Genomic DNA, 16,365 nt, shown 5'->3' with positions numbered 1-16,365 from the left:
AATGCGGTTTTCAAGCAGGTTTTGACCTAACTCATTGGCGAAAGACGGATTCGCCGGCTAAAATCTTTTGACTTGCACCGATTTCGCCGTCGAATCCGTTGCGTCGCCCATGCATAGCGCGGGAACTTCGACAGACAGCTTTCGTTCATGCAGGACGAGCTAGGATTTTTTTGTCCGTAGGGTTCGCGGCGTTCGGGGCGAGCGCTTGATGTCGAACCGGCGGGGTCGTTTCGTAGGAGAAGTCCATGCCGTCATCCCGTATCGTCGCTGCGCTGTTCGGCGCGCTTGGCCTCATCGTCGCAGCCTTCACCGTCGCACCGGCGATGGCCGCTCCTGTCTCGGCAGGCACGGCGCAAACCATGCCGTCGCAAACCCTGCCGTCGCAAGGCGATCTCATCCAGCAAGCGCAGTATTACGGCCCGCGTCGCCATTATGGACCGCGTCGCTTCTACGGCCGCCCGGTCTATCGCCCGCGCTGCTTCTTCGCCAACAGGCGCGTCTGGACCGGCTATGGCTGGGTCGTCCGCCCCGTGCGCGTCTGCCGCTGAGCCGCCGAAATGTGGCCGTTCTCTGGCCGCAGGATGAAAACAGGCTGAACGACGCGGTTTTGTGCCGTTCAGCTCCAACGCAGTAGCCTTTCATTCGAAGACGGCGACCGACCATGCGGCAGGGGCTGCAGGCGCCAAGTTGAAGAGGATCGGATCATGTTTCGCAAACTCGCATTCGGTATCGCGACGGCGGCCACGCTCGGCGGCCTGTCCTTCGCAGCCGCCCCGGCCATGGCGGCCCCCATCGCGGCGGGAGCGATCCAGCCCGCTTTGGCTGGGACCGCCGAGGTCGATGGGGCTCAGATCCAGCAGGCGCAGTATTATTACGGCCCGCGCCGCTACTATGGACCGCGCCGCTACTACGGGCCGCCGCGCTATTACGGCCCGCGGCGCTATTACGGCCCGCGCTTCTACGGCCCGCCGGTCTTTGCGCCGCCGCCCCCGCCCTTTTACGGCCCGCGCTATTTCTACTGATCGCGGCTGCCTAGAGCAGGATGCGAAAAAGTGGGAACCGGTTTTTCGCATTGATCCTGCTCTTACTCCTTGATGAGAGACGGATTCAGATTTCAGACGGAGACACTTTGTGACTCCGTCTGAAATCATCCGGCTCTAGCATCGCATATCCGCGATGCAGGGCTTCGCTCGCTTCGGTGAAGCCGCCCTCGGGGCGATTGAGAATGAAAGCCGGCAGCAACGCTGCCGGCTTTTTGCTGTTCAGCACGGCTGTGACGAGGACGCGCACGGCCGGCCGCTCGGCCAGCGCATGGACCGGCCGGATTTCCAGCCCGCCGAAGCCCGTCGCGAGCCCGGCCAGGATCTCGGCCAGCGCCTCGGCACGGTGGATGATAGCGATCCGCCCGCCAGGCCGGAGCAAACGGCGCGCCGCCTTCAGCCAGTCCCCCAACCCGCCTTCGACGACATGGGCGGCGCGTCGATTCGGGACCGGCGAGGCCTTGGTCTCCCGCGCCGCATAGAAGGGCGGGTTCATCGCGACGCAAGCGAAGCTCGCCGGAACCAGGCCGGCCTCGGTCACGGCGGCGGCTGGGGCGGCGATATCCACAGCCAGCGCCCCGACGCGCGCATCGAGGCCGTTGCGGGCGATGTTGTCGCGCGCCAGGGCCACAAGCTCCGGATCACGCTCGGCCAGCACCACGCGCAGATGCGGCTGCGCCAGGGCAGCGGCAAGGCCAACCGTGCCGACGCCTGCGCCCATGTCGAGCAGAGGCCCCTCGCCCAGTTCAGGCAGGGCCGCCGCGAGCAGGATCGCATCGCTGCCGGCGCGATGCCCCTTTTTCGGCTGGCGCAGGATCAGGCGCCCGTCGAGCAGGCGATCTTCGCCGATCTCGCCGAGCAATGAGGCCGGTTGCGGCTCAGTCATCGCGCAGTTCCGCTCCGAAGCCGGCATCGACCAGCAGCGCCCGCGCGCGCATCTTGTCGGCCTCGCGCACCAGGAGCCGGCGCGGGAAGGCGCCGATCATGCCTTCCAGCGCGCTGATATGCTGATCGGCGATCAGGCAATCGAGATTGGCCGAAGCCAGGAGCGCTTCGATGGCTCCGAGCAGGACGATATCGTTGGTGCGGACCAGTTCATGCATGGGCGCATGGAGCCGAAGCCGTGGCCCGCGCGCAAGCCCTCGCTTGCGCAGGTGCGGCGTCATTGCCGAATTGCAGGGGCTGGTCACCCATGCGACGGTTGTGGCAAGGCATCAGCGCGCCGCTATCTGCGCAAGTCGGCCGGAGTGGATGAGATGGGCGTCGTCGTTGCGTTCGAGGACAAGGAAGCGGGCCAGGGAACCGGCCAGGATGCGGGCAAGGCCCGGATCGAGACCCTGGTCGGCCTGACCCGCTCCGACATGGAACGCGTCAACGCGATGATCCTGTCGCGCACCGGCTCAGACGTCACCATGATCCCCGAGGTCGCCAACCACCTGATCTCGTCGGGCGGCAAGCGCCTGCGCCCGATGCTAACGCTGGCGACGGCGGCGCTGTGCGGTTATCGCGGCGAAGGCCATGTCAAGCTCGCGGCCTCGGTCGAGTTCATGCACACCGCGACATTGCTGCATGACGACGTCGTCGACCAGAGCGACATGCGCCGCGGCAAGCTTGCCGCGCGCATGCTCTGGGGCAATGAGGCCAGCGTGCTCGTCGGCGATTTCCTGCTCGGCCAGGCCTTCAAGATGATGGTCGAGGTCGGCTCGCTGCGCGCCCTCGACATCCTCTCCACCGCCGCGGCCGTGATCGCCGAGGGCGAGGTGCTGCAGCTCTCCGTCGCCAAGAACACCGAGACGACCGAGGACGAGTACCTCGCCGTGATTCGCGGCAAGACGGCGGAGCTCTTCGCCGCCGCCTGCGAGGTCGGACCCGTCATCGCCGAGGCTGGCAAGGCCAATGCCGCCGCCTGCCGTAGCTACGGCCTCAATCTCGGCATCGCCTTTCAGCTCATCGACGACGCGCTCGACTATGGCGGCGTCGCCTCCAAGCTCGGCAAGAACACCGGCGACGATTTCCGCGAGGGCAAGATCACCTTGCCGGTCGTGCTCTCCTTCCGGCGCGGCACCGACGCTGAGCGTGCCTTCTGGCGCCGCACGCTCCAGAACGGCGAGGTCAACGAGGGCGATCTCGAAGAAGCCCAGAGCATCATGCGTCGCCATCGCGCGCTCGACGACACGATCGAGCGCGCCGAGCACTACGCCAAGATGGCCAAGGATGCGCTCGGCCTGTTCCCCGCCTCCGCGATGAAGCAGGCGCTGAACGAGACCGTCGATTTCTGCGTCTCGCGAGCGCACTGAAACGCCCTTGCAGCGATCTCCTGCATCGGCTTATCCCGAAAACCGGCTCCACTTTTCGGGCCGATGCTCTCTTTGATCTTGCATCGGCTTGCCCCGAAAACCGGTTCCCACTTTTCGAGCCGATGCTCTGGCCGAAAGACGCTTCCACAGCCGCCTGGACGAGCCTAGGCTGCCGCCCGCGACATATGAAAGCGTGGAGCGGGCTATGACGGCAGCATCGGATCGCCAGTCGAAGATCGGGGCTGTTATTCGCGTATCGAGTGGCAATTTCCTCGAAATGTACGATTTCTTCGTCTTCGGCTATTACGCCGCGGCGATCGGCAAGGCCTTCTTCCCGTCGGGCAGTGAGTTCGCCCAGTTGATGGCGGCGCTGATGACCTTCGGCGCCGGCTTCCTGATGCGGCCGCTCGGCGCCATCGTGCTCGGCACCTATATCGACCACCATGGCCGCCGCGCCGGACTTCTCCTGACACTCGGGCTGATGGCCTTCGGCACGCTCACCATCGCGCTGGTGCCGACCTATGCGACGATCGGCCTGCTCGCGCCGGTCATCGTCGTGATCGGTCGATTGGTCCAGGGGTTTTCGGCGGGCGTCGAGCTCGGCGGTGTCTCCGTCTACCTGTCGGAGATCGCCACGCCCGGAAACAAGGGTTTCTATGTCAGCTGGCAGTCCGGCAGCCAGCAGATCGCGGTGATCTTCGTGGCACTGCTCGGCGTCTGGCTCAGCACCATCCTGCCACCCGACGAGATGACGGCCTGGGGCTGGCGCATCCCGTTCCTGGTCGGTTGCCTGATCGTACCACTGATCTTCCTGCTGCGCCGCTCGATGCAGGAGACCGAGGAGTTCAGCGAGCGCAAGCAGAGCAGCAACCACCCCTCTCCCCGGGAAATCCTGCGCTCACTCACTCAGAACTGGCAGGTCGTGATCATCGGCATGCTGCTGGTGACGATGACGACGGTGTCGTTCTATTTCATCACGGCCTACACGCCGACCTTCGGGCGCGAGGTCCTCAAGCTGACAGGCCTCGACAGCCTGCTGGTGACGGTCTGCGTCGGCCTGTCCAACCTGTTCTGGCTGCCGGTGATGGGGGCGGTGTCCGACCGGCTCGGCCGCAAGCCGCTGCTGATCGTCTTCACGCTGCTGATGTTCGTCAGCGCCTATCCGGCGCTGTCCTGGCTGGTCTCCGAGCCTTCCTTCCTCAGGCTGCTGGAGGTCGAGCTCTGGCTGTCGTTCATCTATGGCAGCTATAACGGCGCCATGGTGGTGGCGCTGACCGAGATCATCCCGGTGCAGTTGCGCACAACCGGCTTCTCCGTCGCCTACAGCCTGGCGACGGCGCTGTTTGGCGGCTTCACGCCTGCGGTTAGTACCTATCTGATCGAGATCACCGGGAACCGGGCTGTCGCCGGGCTCTGGCTGATGTTCGCAGCGGCCTGCAGCTTGCTCGCGACATGGCTGGCCTATCGGCAGCGCTCGCAGGTCGCGCTGGGAGCCGTGAGCCGCGCTGGACTGTCGCCCGGCGGCTGACGCTACACCCGTTAACGCAGCACTGACGGCTTGACCCACCAGCCCGGCCGGCTCTTCTGCAGCGCCTTGGCGGCAGCAGCGCTGGCCCGGCAATCGTCGAAAAGAGCAAAGCAGGTCGCTCCCGAGCCCGACATGCGGGCCAGCCGGCAGCCGGGCAGTGCCGCCAGCCCGGCAAGCACCTCGCCGAGAACCGGAGCCACGCGTCGCGCCGGCGCTTCAAGATCGTTTCCGCGGCCGCCCAGCATGGCGACCAACGCGTCGACCGAAGGCTGCGCGAGATCCGGCACGGCGCCGGCAGGCGACAAGTCCTGCCCCCGTTGAAGCCCAAGCTCGCGAAACACCGCCGCCGTCTCGACCGGCACGCCCGGATTGACCAACACGGTGAAGAGCGGCGGCAGGCGCAGGGGCTCGCCCAGGCGTTCGCCGATACCGGCCATCACCCGTGCCCGCGAATCGAGGCAAACAGGCACATCAGCTCCGACCCTGGCCGCGGCGCGCAGCAAAGCCGGCTCGCCACGTGGAATTCCGTTCAAGCGCGCCAGCAGACGCAGCGCGCCCGCCGCATCGGCCGAGCCGCCGCCGATGCCCGATGCCACGGGCAGGCGCTTGACGAGGTGGAAGCGGCCCCAGCGCAACGGGCCGGCTTCATCGGCAAGCATGCGGGCGGCGCGCAGGACGAGGTTGCGCTCATCGGCTTCGAGCCCGCCGCCAAGCGGACCGCCAATGCTCAGGCCGAGCTCAGGCCCGGCCTCGAGCGTCAGCTCGTCACCGACGCCGGCGAAGGCGACCAGGCTTTCGAGCTCGTGATAGCCGTCAGCGCGCCGGCCGAGCACCTTCAGGCTCAGATTGACCTTGGCGCGGGCACGGGTCGTCAGCGGGGCGGGCATGGGAAAGGGCCGGTCGTTACAGATGGAAGCACACCGTCATTCCGGGGCAGGCCGCAGGCCTGAGCCCGGAACCCAGAACCGATGCGGGTCTTCGTAAAGGGCCGAGCGCGTTACCTACCCCCGACAGCGGTTCTGGGTTCCGGGCTCTTCGCTTCGCGAAGCCCCGGAATGACGGAGCGGAAATACTGACAGGGTAGAGGCGGACCTCAGCCGCCATCCTTTTTCGGCTCGGCGGCGTTGGCGGAGGGCGAATCCTCCAGGCCGCGCTCGATCTTCTGCTTGATCTTGACCAGATCCTCAGGCTCCGGGCTGAGGTCGCGGGCCGCATTCCACTGGAAGGTCGCCTCCAGCTTGCGGCCGGTGCGCCAATAGACATCGCCGAGATGGTCGTTGATCACCGGGTCGGAGGGGCGCAATTCCATGGCGCGCTCGAGCTCGCGCGACGCATCGTCATAGCGTCCCAGCCGGTAATAGGCCCAGCCGAGCGAATCGGTGATGTAGCCGTCGCGCGGCCTGAGTTCGACGGCGCGGCGCAGCATGCTGAGCGCCTCGTCGAGCTTGAGATGCTGATCGACCAGCGAATAACCGAGATAGTTCAGCACCAGCGCGCGTTCGCGGCCGAGCGGCTCCGGCATCAGCTCCAGCGCCTTGCGCAGATCCGCCTCAGCCTCGGGCCAGCGCTTGATGCGCTCGCGCGCAATGCCGCGGAAATAGAACAGATCCCAGTTCGCCCGCCCGGGAACCGCGAGCTTGGCGATGGCCTTGTCGTAGGTCTCGGCGGCCTCGGTGAAGAGCTTGCGGGTGCGGTAGACATTGCCGAGCGCCGAGAGCGCATCGACATCGTCGGGGCGTTCCGTGATCAGCGCCTGCAGATGCTTGATCGATTCCTCGGATTTGCCGAGGGTCTCCAACGCCAGGCCAGCCTGGATCTCGGCATTGGGCCGCAGCGGCGAGGTCGCCGGCATCTTGTCATAGACCGCGACGGCATCCTCGGGCTGCTTCGAGCGTTCGAGGATGTCCCCGAGCGTCAGGATCGCCAGATCATGGCTGGGGTCGAGATAGATCGCCAGGCGCAGATAGAGCAGCGCCGCGGCCTCGTCGCCCTGGCGATTGCCGGCGCTGGCCAGGCCATAGAGGACTTCGGCCGCGCCCTGCTGGGCCGTGCCGACCTGGCGGGCGAGCGGCTCACGCGCAGCAACCCGCGCAAGCCCGTCCCGGACGATGGGGTGATTGGGCAGGAGGCGGTCGAATTCGCCATAGGTCGCTGCGGCGCCGTCATAATTGCCGTTGCGCGCCTGCAGGCGGGCCCAGAGATCGACCAGGCGCAGCGTCGTCTTTTCCGCGTCATAGGCGCTCTTCAGGCGCTTCTCGGCGTCGACCTTGCGCCCGGCGATATCGAGGATCAGGCCGGCATGGTAATCGCGGAAGAGGTTGTAGGAGGCCTCGCCCTTGAGCCGGTCGAGCGTCTCGAGCGCCTTGTTGGTCTGGCCGGAACCGGCATAGGCCCAGGCCGAGAGCAAGGTCGCGGTGATGTCGGCGGCGCGGCCGCGGCCGCCGCGCTGGAGATGACCGCGCGCGGTCTGGTAGCTCTTCTGCTTGATCGCGCGGATGCCGACCGCGAGCTGGGCCAGACCGTTGCTGGGATCACGCTGGATCAGCTTGTCGGCGGCGCGGAAGGCGTCGCTCATCGCGCCATCGGCCAGGAAGGCGACGAAGCCGCGCTCCAGCAGATCATTGTTCAGCGGATCGCCCTTGATCGCCTCGCGCAGATAGACCGACGCCGCGCCGAGATCGCGCCCGGCACCCGCGACGATCGCGGCCAGGTAATTGCCTTCCAGGCTGTCGGCGGGCTCCAGCTGTTCCGTCGTACGCGTCGCAGCCGCCCCTTGAGCCGAGGCACCGGCCTGCAATGCGAGAAAAAACACCAGGGCGACCGCCGTGCTCGGGCCGCGGCCCCTCAATCGAAACGTCACGATTGTCATTCTCCCTCGGTCCGCAGCCTGTATGTCACGCGGGGCCATACATCAGCGCGACCGGGACCACTTCGCTTAAGCGTTCAAGATGGCGGTTTCCGGGCGGACGGGCAAGCCATCGCAGCGCTGCCAGGCTGAATCCGTAGCAGCAATGCAACAATCCGGCAGAAGCTTGTTGCGCCGCAGCGTTCCGGCAATTTTCGGTGCCGATATCTCAAGAATTTAAGGTTAGGACTGAAGCGTTCGCATGCACCGCGACGATTCACCTGGGATCATTCAAATGAAAAAGATCGTTTTGAGCATTGCCGCCGTCGCCCTGCTGGCCGGCTTCGCCGCTGGCTGCGCGAAGCCCGAGCCCACCAAGCCGGCCCCAAGCGTCGTCCGCAAGGGCTGAGTCGGCTACGCCGCCTGAAAGAGAAAAGGCGCGCCGTGCGAGCGGCGCGCCTTTTTCGTTATCTATACCAGCAACTTACGCCGGCTCGGAGCATCGGCCCGAAAAGTGGGAACCGGTTTTCGGGGCAAGCCGATGCAAGATCAAAGTCCCACAGCATCAGACCGAATACGATATTCGGTCTGATGCTGTGGGCTCACATATTCGAATAGCCCGGCCCGCCGCCACCCTCGGGCACCGTCCAGGTGATGTTCTGGGCCGGGTCCTTGATGTCGCAGGTCTTGCAGTGGACGCAGTTCTGCGCGTTGATCACGAAGCGCGGCTCGGTCTTCGCCTCGGCATCCTTGTAGACCACCTCATAGACGCCGGCCGGGCAGTAAAGCCGCGCCGGCTCGCCATAAACAGGCAGGTTCTTGTCGATCGGGATCGAAGGATCGGTCAGCTTCAGATGCGCCGGCTGGTCTTCCTCGTGATTGGTCGAGGACAGGAAGACCGATGACAGCTTGTCGAAGGAAATCTTGCCGTCGGGCCTGGGATAGACGATCGGCTTGACCTCGCTGAGAGGCTTCAGCGTCGCATAGTCCGGCTTGCCGTGCTTCAGCGTGCCGAAGGGCGACCAGCCGAAGAGCTGGTTCAGCCACATGTCGATGCCGCCCAGCCCGATGCCCAAAAGCGTGCCGTATTTCGACCAGAGCGGCTTGACGTTGCGCACCGGCTTGAGGTCGCGCCCGATGGCGCTGTCGCGCCAGCCCGCCTCGATCTCGACCACCTCGTCATGCGAACGGCCGGCCGCCAAAGCGGGGGCGAGATGCTCGGCCGCCTGCATGCCCGAGAGGATGGCGTTATGGCTGCCCTTGATGCGCGGCACGTTGACGAAGCCCGCCGCGCAGCCGATGAGCGCCCCGCCCGGGAAGGTGAGCTTCGGCACCGACTGGAAGCCGCCCTCGGTGATGGCGCGCGAACCGTAGGACAGGCGCTTGGCGCCGTCGAAGAGATCGCGAATCAGCGGATGGGTCTTGAAGCGCTGGAACTCGTCGAAGGGTGAGAGCGTCGGGTTCGTGTAGTTGAGATGCACGACGAAGCCGACGGTGACCAGGTTGTCGTCGAAATGATAGAGGAAGGAGCCGCCGCCGGTGCCGTTGTCGAGCGGCCAGCCGAAGGAGTGCTGCACCCTGCCTTTGTGAAACTTCTCCGGCTTGACCTGCCAGATCTCCTTCAGGCCGATGCCGTATTTCTGCGGCTCGCGCCCCTCGTCGAGCCTGAACTTGCGGATGGCGATCTTGGAGAGCGAGCCGCGCGCGCCCTCGCCCAGCAGCGTGTAGCGGCCGCGCAATTCCATGCCGCGCGTAAAGCGCTCCGAGACCGTGCCATCCCTGGCGATGCCCATGTCGCCGGTGGCGACACCGGCGACCGAACCATCCTCATTGAACAGCAATTCGGCGGCGGCGAAGCCCGGATAGATCTCGACGCCGAGCGCCTCGGCGCGGCCTGCGAGATATTTCGCCACGAGACCGAGCGAGCCGACGAAGTTGCCGTGGTTGTTCATCAGCTTCGGCATGCCGAAATTGGGGAGGCGGACGCCGTTGGGCTCGGTCAGGAAATAGAAGATGTCCTCGCTGACCTCCGTCGTCAGCGGGCGGCCCTCGTCCTGGCGCCAATCTGGCAGGAGCGCGTCGAGGCCGACCGGGTCGATCACGGCGCCCGACAGGATGTGAGCGCCGACTTCGGCGCCCTTCTCGACCACCACGACCGAGATCGTCTCATCGAGCTGCTTCAGGCGGATGGCGGCGGCAAGGCCGGCTGGACCGGCGCCGACGATGACGACGTCATAGTCCATGCTCTCGCGCGGTTCGCTCTGCGCTTCCTTGAGATCCATCCTGCCCTCCGGAGGCCTTCGACTGGCTTGAAGTCAATTAGTTTATATGTGAACTATATCGCCCGCCCGTTCAAGCCGCGCATGGCTCACGACAGGCATGGCGCTCCAGACAGACATGGCGTCAGTCTGGAAACCCTCTATCGAAGCGTGCGTTCCAATTTGCAACTGCGGCGGCTCGCGAAGACGCATATGTGCGTGCGAGAGCCGGATGATGTCAGATGGGATCACCAAGTGATCCCATCTGACATCTGAATCCGTCTCTCATCTAAGAGTGAGAGCATTGCTCTTGCGAAAAACCGGTACCCACTTTTTCGCGCAATGCTCTAGAACCCCAGCGATGATGTCCACCGCCGCGCCAGATCCTGTTGAGCTGCTCGCCTGGTACGCCGAGATGGGCGTCACCGAGGCGCTCGACGAGACGCCGCACGACCATTTCATGGAAGCGCCGCAGCCAGCAGCAGTGCGCCCCGCCCCGCCGCAGCTCGTGCGCGCAACCGCAGCGGCAGCCCGGCCGGCCCTGCCCGCGACTGCGACCGCCCCCGACGACGCCGCCCTCACCGCCAGGACGATGGCGCAGCAGGCCACGACGCTCGACGCCTTGAAGGAGGCGCTCGCGCAATTCGAGGGCTGCGCGCTGAAGGCGACCGCCAAGAACCTGGTCTTTTCCGACGGCAATCCGGCCGCCCGATTGATGCTGGTCGGCGAGGCGCCAGGCGCCGACGAGGACCGCATCGGCCTGCCCTTCGTCGGGCGCTCCGGGCAATTGCTCGACCGGATGCTGGCCGCGATCGGCCTCAACCGGAAGGAGCATGTCTATATCGCCAATCTCCTGCCCTGGCGGCCGCCGGGCAACCGCACGCCGACGCCGCAGGAGGTCGCGATCTGCCTGCCCTTCATCCAGCGCCAGATCCAGCTTGCGAACCCCGATATCCTGGTCTGCATCGGCGCCCCCTCGGCGCAGGGACTGCTCGGCCTCACCGGCATCCTCGCATCGCGCGGCAAATGGCTGGAATACGACACCGGCACGCGGCGCATCCGCGCCATGGCGACGCTGCACCCGGCCTATCTGTTACGCCAACCCTTGCAGAAGCGATTGGCCTGGCGCGACCTGCGGGCGCTGAAGGCCGCGCTCGACGCCAAGACCTGACCCCCCTGCTGCCCCCTTGGACATAACGTCCTGCGGCGCTACGGGCCGCAGAAAGCCGCCGCCGGTTTGACTAACGTCACCTTTGGCGGCGATGCTGTTTTGGCGAAGTCGTACAACCCGCTTTTCGCGGCGAAGCCGGACGGAGCCCTGCGATGACGATCGACGCTTTTCTGCTCTCGCGCATCCAGTTCGCCTTCACCATTTCCTTCCACATCGTCTTTCCCGCTTTCACGATCGGGCTCTCGGCCTATATCGCGACGCTGCTGGGCCTCTGGCTCAAGACCGGCGATCAAAAATTTCATCTGCTGGCGCGGTTCTGGACCAAGATCTTCGCCGTCTCCTTCGCCATGGGCGTGGTCTCCGGCATCGTGCTGTCCTATCAGTTCGGCACCAATTGGAGCCGGTTCTCGCTCGTCGTCGGCAACGTCATCGGCCCCTTGATCGGCTATGAGGTGCTGACCGCCTTCTTCCTCGAGGCCTCATTCCTCGGCGTGATGCTGTTCGGCTGGAAGCGTGTGCCGCCCTGGCTGCATTTTCTCTCAGCCATCATCGTCGCCGGCGGCACGGCGCTGTCGGGCTTCTGGATCCTCTCCGCCAATAGCTGGATGCAGTATCCGGTAGGGCACGAAGTCCGCGACGGCATCGCCTATCCGCTCGACTGGATGCAGATCGTTTTCAACCCAACCTTCCCGCTGCGCTACATGCACATGATGACGGCGGCCTATCTCACCACCGCCTTCGTCGTGCTGGCGACGGGCGCACGCCATCTGATCGCCGGCCACCGCACCGAATCGGCCAAGACGATGGTGCGCATGGCGATCCTGATGATCGCGATCACCGCCCCGGTGCAGGCGCTGATCGGCGATTTCCACGGCAAGCAGACCGCCAAATACCAGCCGGCCAAGCTCGCCGCGATCGAGGCGCATTGGGATTCGTCGAAACCCGCCCCGCTCGTGCTCTTCGCCTGGCCCGACGAGCAGGCCGGCCTCAACCGCTTCGAGATCTCCATTCCCGGCCTGGCGAGCCTCCTGACCCATGGCAGCATGGACGCGCTCTTTCCCAGCCTCAACGATTTCGCCCTCGAGGACAGGCCGCCGGTCAAGATTCCCTTCTTCGCCTTCCGCGCCATGGTCGGCATCGGCGTGCTGATGATCGGCTTCGGCTGGCTCGGCGCCTTTCTGTGGTGGCGGGGCCGGGTCTTCGAGGAGCGGCGCTGGCTCTGGCTCGCGCAATATAGCTGGCCGGCCGGCTTCATCGCGATCCTGTCGGGCTGGTTCGTCACCGAAGTCGGCCGCCAGCCCTGGCTGGCAACGGGGGTGATCCGCTCCAAGGATGCGGTCTCGCCGATCACGACGCTGGAGGTCGCGATCTCGCTGGCGCTCTTCGTCTGCGTCTACTGCGTCGTGTTCACGGCCGGAATCCTGCTGATCAACCGCTTGATCGACAAGGGACCCGACGAGATCGGCGACAAGGACGCACCCGAGCAGCCGTCCAAGCGCACACTCAAGGCGGCGCAGGGACCGGCCTCGGACCTGTTCGGCGACGGCCGTCCCGGCGACGACAGAATCCAACCCCAGAGCTGAGGAGAGACCGACAATGGAATGGTATCTCCCCGTGATCTGGGCCGGGCTGATCGGCACCGCCGTGATGCTCTATGTCGTGCTCGACGGTTTCGACCTCGGCATCGCGATCCTCTTCCCCGCGACGAAGGACGAGGCCGAGCGCGACCAGATGATGAACTCGGTCGCGCCCTTCTGGGACGGCAACGAGACCTGGCTGGTTCTGGGCGGCGGCGGGCTGTGGGTAGCCTTCCCCATGGCCTACGCCATCATCATGCCGGCCTTCTACATCCCGGTGATCCTGATGCTGCTGGCGCTGATCTTCCGCGGCGTCGCCTTCGAGTTCCGCTGGATCGCCAAGCCGAAGCACCGCATCTGGGACCTCGCCTTCTGGCTCGGCTCGACCATCGCCGCCTTCGCGCAGGGGCTGATCTTGGGCGGTTTGATCCAGGGCATCACGGTCGCGAACGGGCAGTTCGCGGGCAAGCCCTTCGACTGGCTGACGCCGTTCTCCGTGATGTGCGGAGCGGGTGTCGTCGTCGGCTACGCGCTGCTGGGCGCGACCTGGCTGGTCTACAAGACCGAAGGAGCGGTCGCCGAGCGGGCCCGGACCCAGGCGAAGCTGCTGCTGCTTGGCCTGATGGCCTTCGCAATCCTGGTCTCGCTGTGGACGCCCTCAGCCCATCCGCGCATCGCCGAGCGCTGGTTCACGCCCGCCAACTTCGTCCTGCTCTGGCCCTTCCCGCTGCTCACCGCCTATTGCGGCTGGATGGTCTGGAAGCGGCTGCACGGACAGCACGAATTCACGCCGTTTGCCTTCACCATCGCGATCTTCGTGCTCTGCTTCCTCGGCCTCGCGATCTCGAACTATCCCTATCTCGTGCCACCCAGCCTGACGATCTGGGACGTGGCGGCGGCGCCGGCCTCGCATGTCTTCGTGCTGATCGGGGTGAGCTTCCTGTTGCCGATGATCCTGTTCTACACGGCCTTCGTCTACTGGACGTTCCGCGGCAAGGTGAAGCTCGACGGCGGCTATCATTGACCGGCCGGCGATGGTCCCGCGCCGCCATGGTGCTTGCTCAGAGCAATCCGTCCGGCCAGAGCTGCGACATATGCAGGATGCGCAGGATTCGGATCACTCCGCTCCCAATACGGTAGGCCGCGATATAGGGCGTGCCGCCGATGATGAGTTCGCGCGTTCGTTCGACCCGGCCGGGACGGCCACTTTCCGGAAAGGCCAGCAGCACCTCCACATGCTGCTCGATGCGCTCGTCGAGCGCGACGGCGGCACGCGGATTGTCGGTTGCGACAAAGTCGAAGATGCGCTCGCGATCGGCGATCGCGAGCGTGCTCTATTCGAGCCTCACACCTTGGCATCCGGCGTGCGCGCCAGGGCTGCCCGGCGCTTCTCGGCGAAGCGGGCCTTGACCTCGGCATGATCCGTCGCAGGGCTGGTATCGGCGAGCGCCTCGAGCACCTTCGCACGGAACCACGCCTCGTGCCCGGTCGGGTCGATCAGTTCCAGGGGCAGCGCGCCCTCATTGGCGGTTCTGGTCAGCAGGATTCGCACAGCGTCCGAGACGGTCAGCCCCGCCTCCTGCAGAACGGCCGCCGCCCGTTCCTTCACACGCGGATCGATGCGGGCTTGAACGAGATCGCTTGCTGCCATGATCGCTTCTCCATGCCGGCGGGCATTGTAATGCAATTGATTGACATCTCCAAGCCGAGGCGGAACCCTCCGCCGCAAGACGACTTGAGTTTCTGGCCCCGCTCGCAGAGATTGGCGGCCAAGAGAGCGGAGTGCCTGCCATGCAATGGGAAGATTATCGCCAGTCCGAGAATGTCGAGGACCGGCGTGGCGGCGGCACCTATGCCGGCCTGCCCGGCGGGCGCGGCGGCGTCGGCATCGGCACCATGGTCGTGCTCGGCCTGGTCGGCTGGGCGCTCGGCATTGATCCGCGCCTGCTGATCGGCGGAGCGGAACTGATCGGCGGCATTGGCGGGCGCAGCGCCCCGACCCAGGAAACGCGGAAGTCCTCGGGCCCGCCCTCGGACGAGATGGGCCGCTTCGTCTCAGCCGTGCTGGCGCAGAACGAGGACGTCTGGACCAAGGTGCTGCCGCAGCAGGCGAATACGCGCTACCAGGCGCCGCGCCTCGTGCTGTATTCCGGCGTCGACCGCTCCGGCTGCGGCACCGCCCAGGCGGCAATGGGGCCGTTCTATTGCCCGCCGGACAAGAAGGTCTATCTCGACCTCTCCTTCTTCCAGGAGATGCAGCGCAAGCTCGGCGGCGGCGGCGATTTCGCCTATGCCTATGTCATCGGCCATGAGGTCGGCCACCACATCCAGAACCTCATCGGCATCCTGCCCAAGGCGAACCAGTTGCGCGAGCGCTCCTCGGAGCGCGACGCCAACGCGATCTCGGTGCGCATCGAATTGCAGGCGGACTGCTTCGCCGGCGTCTGGGCCAACAACATCCAGGCGATGGGCCGGATCGACCAGAGCGACGTCGACGAGGCAATGAAGACCGCGTCCGCGATCGGCGACGACAAGCTGCAGAAGGCCTCGCAAGGCGTCGTCGTGCCCGATTCCTTCACCCATGGCTCATCGGCGCAGCGCACGCGCTGGTTCACCACCGGCCTGCGCTCAGGCTCAATGCAGAGCTGCGATACGTTCAGGACGAACCAGCTTTAGCAGCTGCTCTCACCCTATCGTTCAGCGGGAACAGCGGCGCCTTTATCCGTCCAGCTTGGCGGGACACCGACGCTGCCGCCAACCAGGCCGACAAGTCCCGGCGACGGCCCAAATGCCCGGCAAGCGGCGTATTTCGCGTCACCGCCAAGCTGCGCACCGATCTGTTCGAAGGAGGGAAATGTCGGCGCCTTGCCGAACGGTGTCTCGCCGGTGACGAGCATCTTGCTGAAATCTGATCCGAAATCGCTCGCCAGCGTGTAAGCGTCGCCCTCCTCGCTCATCCGGGCCGAGGTCAGGAAGGCATTTGCGCCGCGCCCCCACACCATCGCAGCCTGCTGCTTGCCGCTGGCGTCGCGAGCCTCGGCTTCGAGCGAAATGCTTCCCATTCCCACAGGAATGCGCGGGAGCGGAACAGGCACTCCAGGCAGGAGAATCGACTTCGCAACCGATGCGCCGCGCGAAACTCCCGCGGAAACGACATCCGTCGGCGCGACCTGCGTGACGAGGGCGCGAACCGTGAGATCGGCAGGCTCGGACGGGGTGACCACGACGAAACGTTCGCTCAAACCGCCGCACATGGCACGATCGATCGCATTCGCGACCAGGCTCCGTTGCGCGGGCGTCAGACTCGGCTGCGTCGAGGACGCCGAGAAAGCGGTGGGGACGATCTTGATTGTGCGAGCCTTGGTCACGCTGGTTTTGTCGACGCGCAGCTTCGAGCGCGTCAACAAACCATCCGACTGCTCCAAACTGTCATATGATTGAAGCGACCCGGCCTGTTCCAACGAACCGGTTGCGCAGCCTCCAAGCAGCGCGCCGGCTATTCCAATGAAGGAAATCAGAGGATTTCTCTGCATGTTCACGCTTTTCCCAACCGAGATGGCTTGCGTCGCAGGCCGCGACAATGGATCCGAACAGCCCTTGGAGCGATCTCTTGGGACTATTAGTGCACAGAGTGCAGTTTGATTGAGGC

Annotated in this window: 16 protein-coding genes; 8 read left to right on the top strand and 8 right to left on the bottom strand. The window is 65.5% G+C overall.

Features of this window, described 5'->3' with window-relative positions; translation table 11 throughout:
• Nucleotides 1-245 precede the first annotated feature (245 nt).
• Both ACSQ3P_RS23725 and ACSQ3P_RS23720 read left to right on the top strand, forming a co-directional pair.
• Nucleotides 246-548: a hypothetical protein gene (locus tag ACSQ3P_RS23725; RefSeq protein ID WP_436167934.1), complete on the top strand. Its 303-nt coding sequence runs from the start codon at nucleotides 246-248 to the stop codon at nucleotides 546-548.
• Nucleotides 549-704: 156 nt separating this feature from the next.
• Nucleotides 705-1,022 (top strand): hypothetical protein, encoded by a 318-nt coding sequence (locus ACSQ3P_RS23720; protein WP_436167933.1) that lies wholly within the window; start codon nucleotides 705-707, stop codon nucleotides 1,020-1,022.
• Between the two features lie 85 nt (nucleotides 1,023-1,107).
• Here the strand turns inward: ACSQ3P_RS23720 and ACSQ3P_RS23715 are convergent, their stop codons facing one another.
• Both ACSQ3P_RS23715 and ACSQ3P_RS23710 read right to left on the bottom strand, forming a co-directional pair.
• Nucleotides 1,108-1,926, bottom strand: coding sequence for a tRNA1(Val) (adenine(37)-N6)-methyltransferase (locus tag ACSQ3P_RS23715; RefSeq protein WP_436167932.1), 819 nt, complete (start codon nucleotides 1,924-1,926; stop codon nucleotides 1,108-1,110).
• Complete coding sequence (locus ACSQ3P_RS23710) at nucleotides 1,919-2,143, bottom strand: DUF2007 domain-containing protein (protein WP_436167931.1); 225 nt, start codon at nucleotides 2,141-2,143, stop codon at nucleotides 1,919-1,921. The genes ACSQ3P_RS23715 and ACSQ3P_RS23710 overlap by 8 nt, the downstream gene beginning before the upstream one ends.
• Before the next feature lie 153 nt (nucleotides 2,144-2,296).
• Here ACSQ3P_RS23710 and ACSQ3P_RS23705 point away from each other — a divergent pair, with 153 nt between their 5' ends.
• Nucleotides 2,297-3,337, top strand: a complete 1,041-nt coding sequence (locus tag ACSQ3P_RS23705; RefSeq protein ID WP_436167930.1) for a polyprenyl synthetase family protein — start codon at nucleotides 2,297-2,299, stop codon at nucleotides 3,335-3,337.
• Nucleotides 3,338-3,542: 205 nt separating this feature from the next.
• A complete protein-coding gene (locus ACSQ3P_RS23700) occupies nucleotides 3,543-4,865 on the top strand; it encodes an MFS transporter (RefSeq protein WP_436167929.1) in 1,323 nt (440 codons plus the stop codon).
• An 11-nt stretch (nucleotides 4,866-4,876) separates the two neighbouring features.
• Here ACSQ3P_RS23700 and ACSQ3P_RS23695 read toward each other — a convergent pair whose 3' ends face one another.
• The 3 genes from ACSQ3P_RS23695 to ACSQ3P_RS23685 all read right to left on the bottom strand — a co-directional run bounded on the left by ACSQ3P_RS23695 (nucleotide 4,877) and on the right by ACSQ3P_RS23685 (nucleotide 9,992).
• Entirely contained in the window at nucleotides 4,877-5,752 is an 876-nt protein-coding gene (locus ACSQ3P_RS23695) for a 4-(cytidine 5'-diphospho)-2-C-methyl-D-erythritol kinase (protein WP_436167928.1), read from the bottom strand.
• A 206-nt stretch (nucleotides 5,753-5,958) separates the two neighbouring features.
• Nucleotides 5,959-7,734 (bottom strand): tetratricopeptide repeat protein, encoded by a 1,776-nt coding sequence (locus tag ACSQ3P_RS23690; protein ID WP_436167927.1) that lies wholly within the window; start codon nucleotides 7,732-7,734, stop codon nucleotides 5,959-5,961.
• 578 nt (nucleotides 7,735-8,312) lie between these two features.
• Complete coding sequence (locus tag ACSQ3P_RS23685) at nucleotides 8,313-9,992, bottom strand: electron transfer flavoprotein-ubiquinone oxidoreductase (protein WP_436167926.1); 1,680 nt, start codon at nucleotides 9,990-9,992, stop codon at nucleotides 8,313-8,315.
• 337 nt (nucleotides 9,993-10,329) lie between these two features.
• On the opposite strand from ACSQ3P_RS23685, the gene ACSQ3P_RS23680 reads away from it, so the two are divergent.
• The 3 genes from ACSQ3P_RS23680 to cydB all read left to right on the top strand — a co-directional run bounded on the left by ACSQ3P_RS23680 (nucleotide 10,330) and on the right by cydB (nucleotide 13,740).
• Nucleotides 10,330-11,139: a uracil-DNA glycosylase gene (locus tag ACSQ3P_RS23680; protein WP_436167925.1), complete on the top strand. Its 810-nt coding sequence runs from the start codon at nucleotides 10,330-10,332 to the stop codon at nucleotides 11,137-11,139.
• A gap of 152 nt (nucleotides 11,140-11,291) precedes the next feature.
• Complete coding sequence (locus ACSQ3P_RS23675; protein WP_436167924.1) at nucleotides 11,292-12,722, top strand: cytochrome ubiquinol oxidase subunit I; 1,431 nt, start codon at nucleotides 11,292-11,294, stop codon at nucleotides 12,720-12,722.
• Nucleotides 12,723-12,735: 13 nt separating this feature from the next.
• On the top strand, nucleotides 12,736-13,740 hold the full coding sequence (gene cydB, locus ACSQ3P_RS23670) for a cytochrome d ubiquinol oxidase subunit II (RefSeq protein WP_436167923.1): 1,005 nt from the start codon (nucleotides 12,736-12,738) through the stop codon (nucleotides 13,738-13,740).
• A gap of 37 nt (nucleotides 13,741-13,777) precedes the next feature.
• On the opposite strand, the gene ACSQ3P_RS23665 is transcribed toward cydB, so the two are convergent.
• Nucleotides 13,778-14,038: a type II toxin-antitoxin system RelE/ParE family toxin gene (locus tag ACSQ3P_RS23665; protein WP_436168046.1), complete on the bottom strand. Its 261-nt coding sequence runs from the start codon at nucleotides 14,036-14,038 to the stop codon at nucleotides 13,778-13,780.
• Nucleotides 14,039-14,061: 23 nt separating this feature from the next.
• Entirely contained in the window at nucleotides 14,062-14,367 is a 306-nt protein-coding gene (locus ACSQ3P_RS23660; RefSeq protein ID WP_436167922.1) for a type II toxin-antitoxin system RelB/DinJ family antitoxin, read from the bottom strand.
• Between the two features lie 140 nt (nucleotides 14,368-14,507).
• On the opposite strand from ACSQ3P_RS23660, the gene ypfJ reads away from it, so the two are divergent.
• Nucleotides 14,508-15,392, top strand: a complete 885-nt coding sequence (gene ypfJ, locus ACSQ3P_RS23655; protein ID WP_436167921.1) for a KPN_02809 family neutral zinc metallopeptidase — start codon at nucleotides 14,508-14,510, stop codon at nucleotides 15,390-15,392.
• A 14-nt stretch (nucleotides 15,393-15,406) separates the two neighbouring features.
• On the opposite strand, the gene ACSQ3P_RS23650 is transcribed toward ypfJ, so the two are convergent.
• Nucleotides 15,407-16,249, bottom strand: coding sequence for a DUF3313 domain-containing protein (locus ACSQ3P_RS23650; RefSeq protein ID WP_436167920.1), 843 nt, complete (start codon nucleotides 16,247-16,249; stop codon nucleotides 15,407-15,409).
• Nucleotides 16,250-16,365 lie beyond the last annotated feature (116 nt).

Origin of the sequence: Allobosea sp. LjRoot9 (assembly GCF_964252745.1) — a bacterium.
GTDB lineage: Bacteria > Pseudomonadota > Alphaproteobacteria > Rhizobiales > Beijerinckiaceae > Allobosea.
The sequence above is the reverse complement of the archived record's forward strand: the minus strand, read 5'-3'. Positions and strand labels throughout refer to the sequence as shown.

Excerpts from the sequence above, each read along its gene's own strand:
- ACSQ3P_RS23680 (WP_436167925.1), top strand. The coding sequence starts at position 10,330 with ATGATGTCCACCGCCGCGCCAGATCCTGTTGAGCTGCTCGCCTGGTAC.
- ACSQ3P_RS23695 (WP_436167928.1), bottom strand. The coding sequence starts at position 5,752 with ATGCCCGCCCCGCTGACGACCCGTGCCCGCGCCAAGGTCAATCTGAGC.
- ACSQ3P_RS23710 (WP_436167931.1), bottom strand. The coding sequence starts at position 2,143 with ATGCATGAACTGGTCCGCACCAACGATATCGTCCTGCTCGGAGCCATC.
- ACSQ3P_RS23660 (WP_436167922.1), bottom strand. The coding sequence starts at position 14,367 with ATGGCAGCAAGCGATCTCGTTCAAGCCCGCATCGATCCGCGTGTGAAG.
- cydB (WP_436167923.1), top strand. The coding sequence starts at position 12,736 with ATGGAATGGTATCTCCCCGTGATCTGGGCCGGGCTGATCGGCACCGCC.
- ACSQ3P_RS23720 (WP_436167933.1), top strand. The coding sequence starts at position 705 with ATGTTTCGCAAACTCGCATTCGGTATCGCGACGGCGGCCACGCTCGGC.
- ACSQ3P_RS23685 (WP_436167926.1), bottom strand. The coding sequence starts at position 9,992 with ATGGATCTCAAGGAAGCGCAGAGCGAACCGCGCGAGAGCATGGACTAT.
- ACSQ3P_RS23725 (WP_436167934.1), top strand. The coding sequence starts at position 246 with ATGCCGTCATCCCGTATCGTCGCTGCGCTGTTCGGCGCGCTTGGCCTC.
- ACSQ3P_RS23700 (WP_436167929.1), top strand. The coding sequence starts at position 3,543 with ATGACGGCAGCATCGGATCGCCAGTCGAAGATCGGGGCTGTTATTCGC.
- ACSQ3P_RS23650 (WP_436167920.1), bottom strand. The coding sequence starts at position 16,249 with ATGCAGAGAAATCCTCTGATTTCCTTCATTGGAATAGCCGGCGCGCTG.
- ypfJ (WP_436167921.1), top strand. The coding sequence starts at position 14,508 with ATGCAATGGGAAGATTATCGCCAGTCCGAGAATGTCGAGGACCGGCGT.
- ACSQ3P_RS23675 (WP_436167924.1), top strand. The coding sequence starts at position 11,292 with ATGACGATCGACGCTTTTCTGCTCTCGCGCATCCAGTTCGCCTTCACC.
- ACSQ3P_RS23690 (WP_436167927.1), bottom strand. The coding sequence starts at position 7,734 with ATGACAATCGTGACGTTTCGATTGAGGGGCCGCGGCCCGAGCACGGCG.
- ACSQ3P_RS23705 (WP_436167930.1), top strand. The coding sequence starts at position 2,297 with ATGGGCGTCGTCGTTGCGTTCGAGGACAAGGAAGCGGGCCAGGGAACC.
- ACSQ3P_RS23715 (WP_436167932.1), bottom strand. The coding sequence starts at position 1,926 with ATGACTGAGCCGCAACCGGCCTCATTGCTCGGCGAGATCGGCGAAGAT.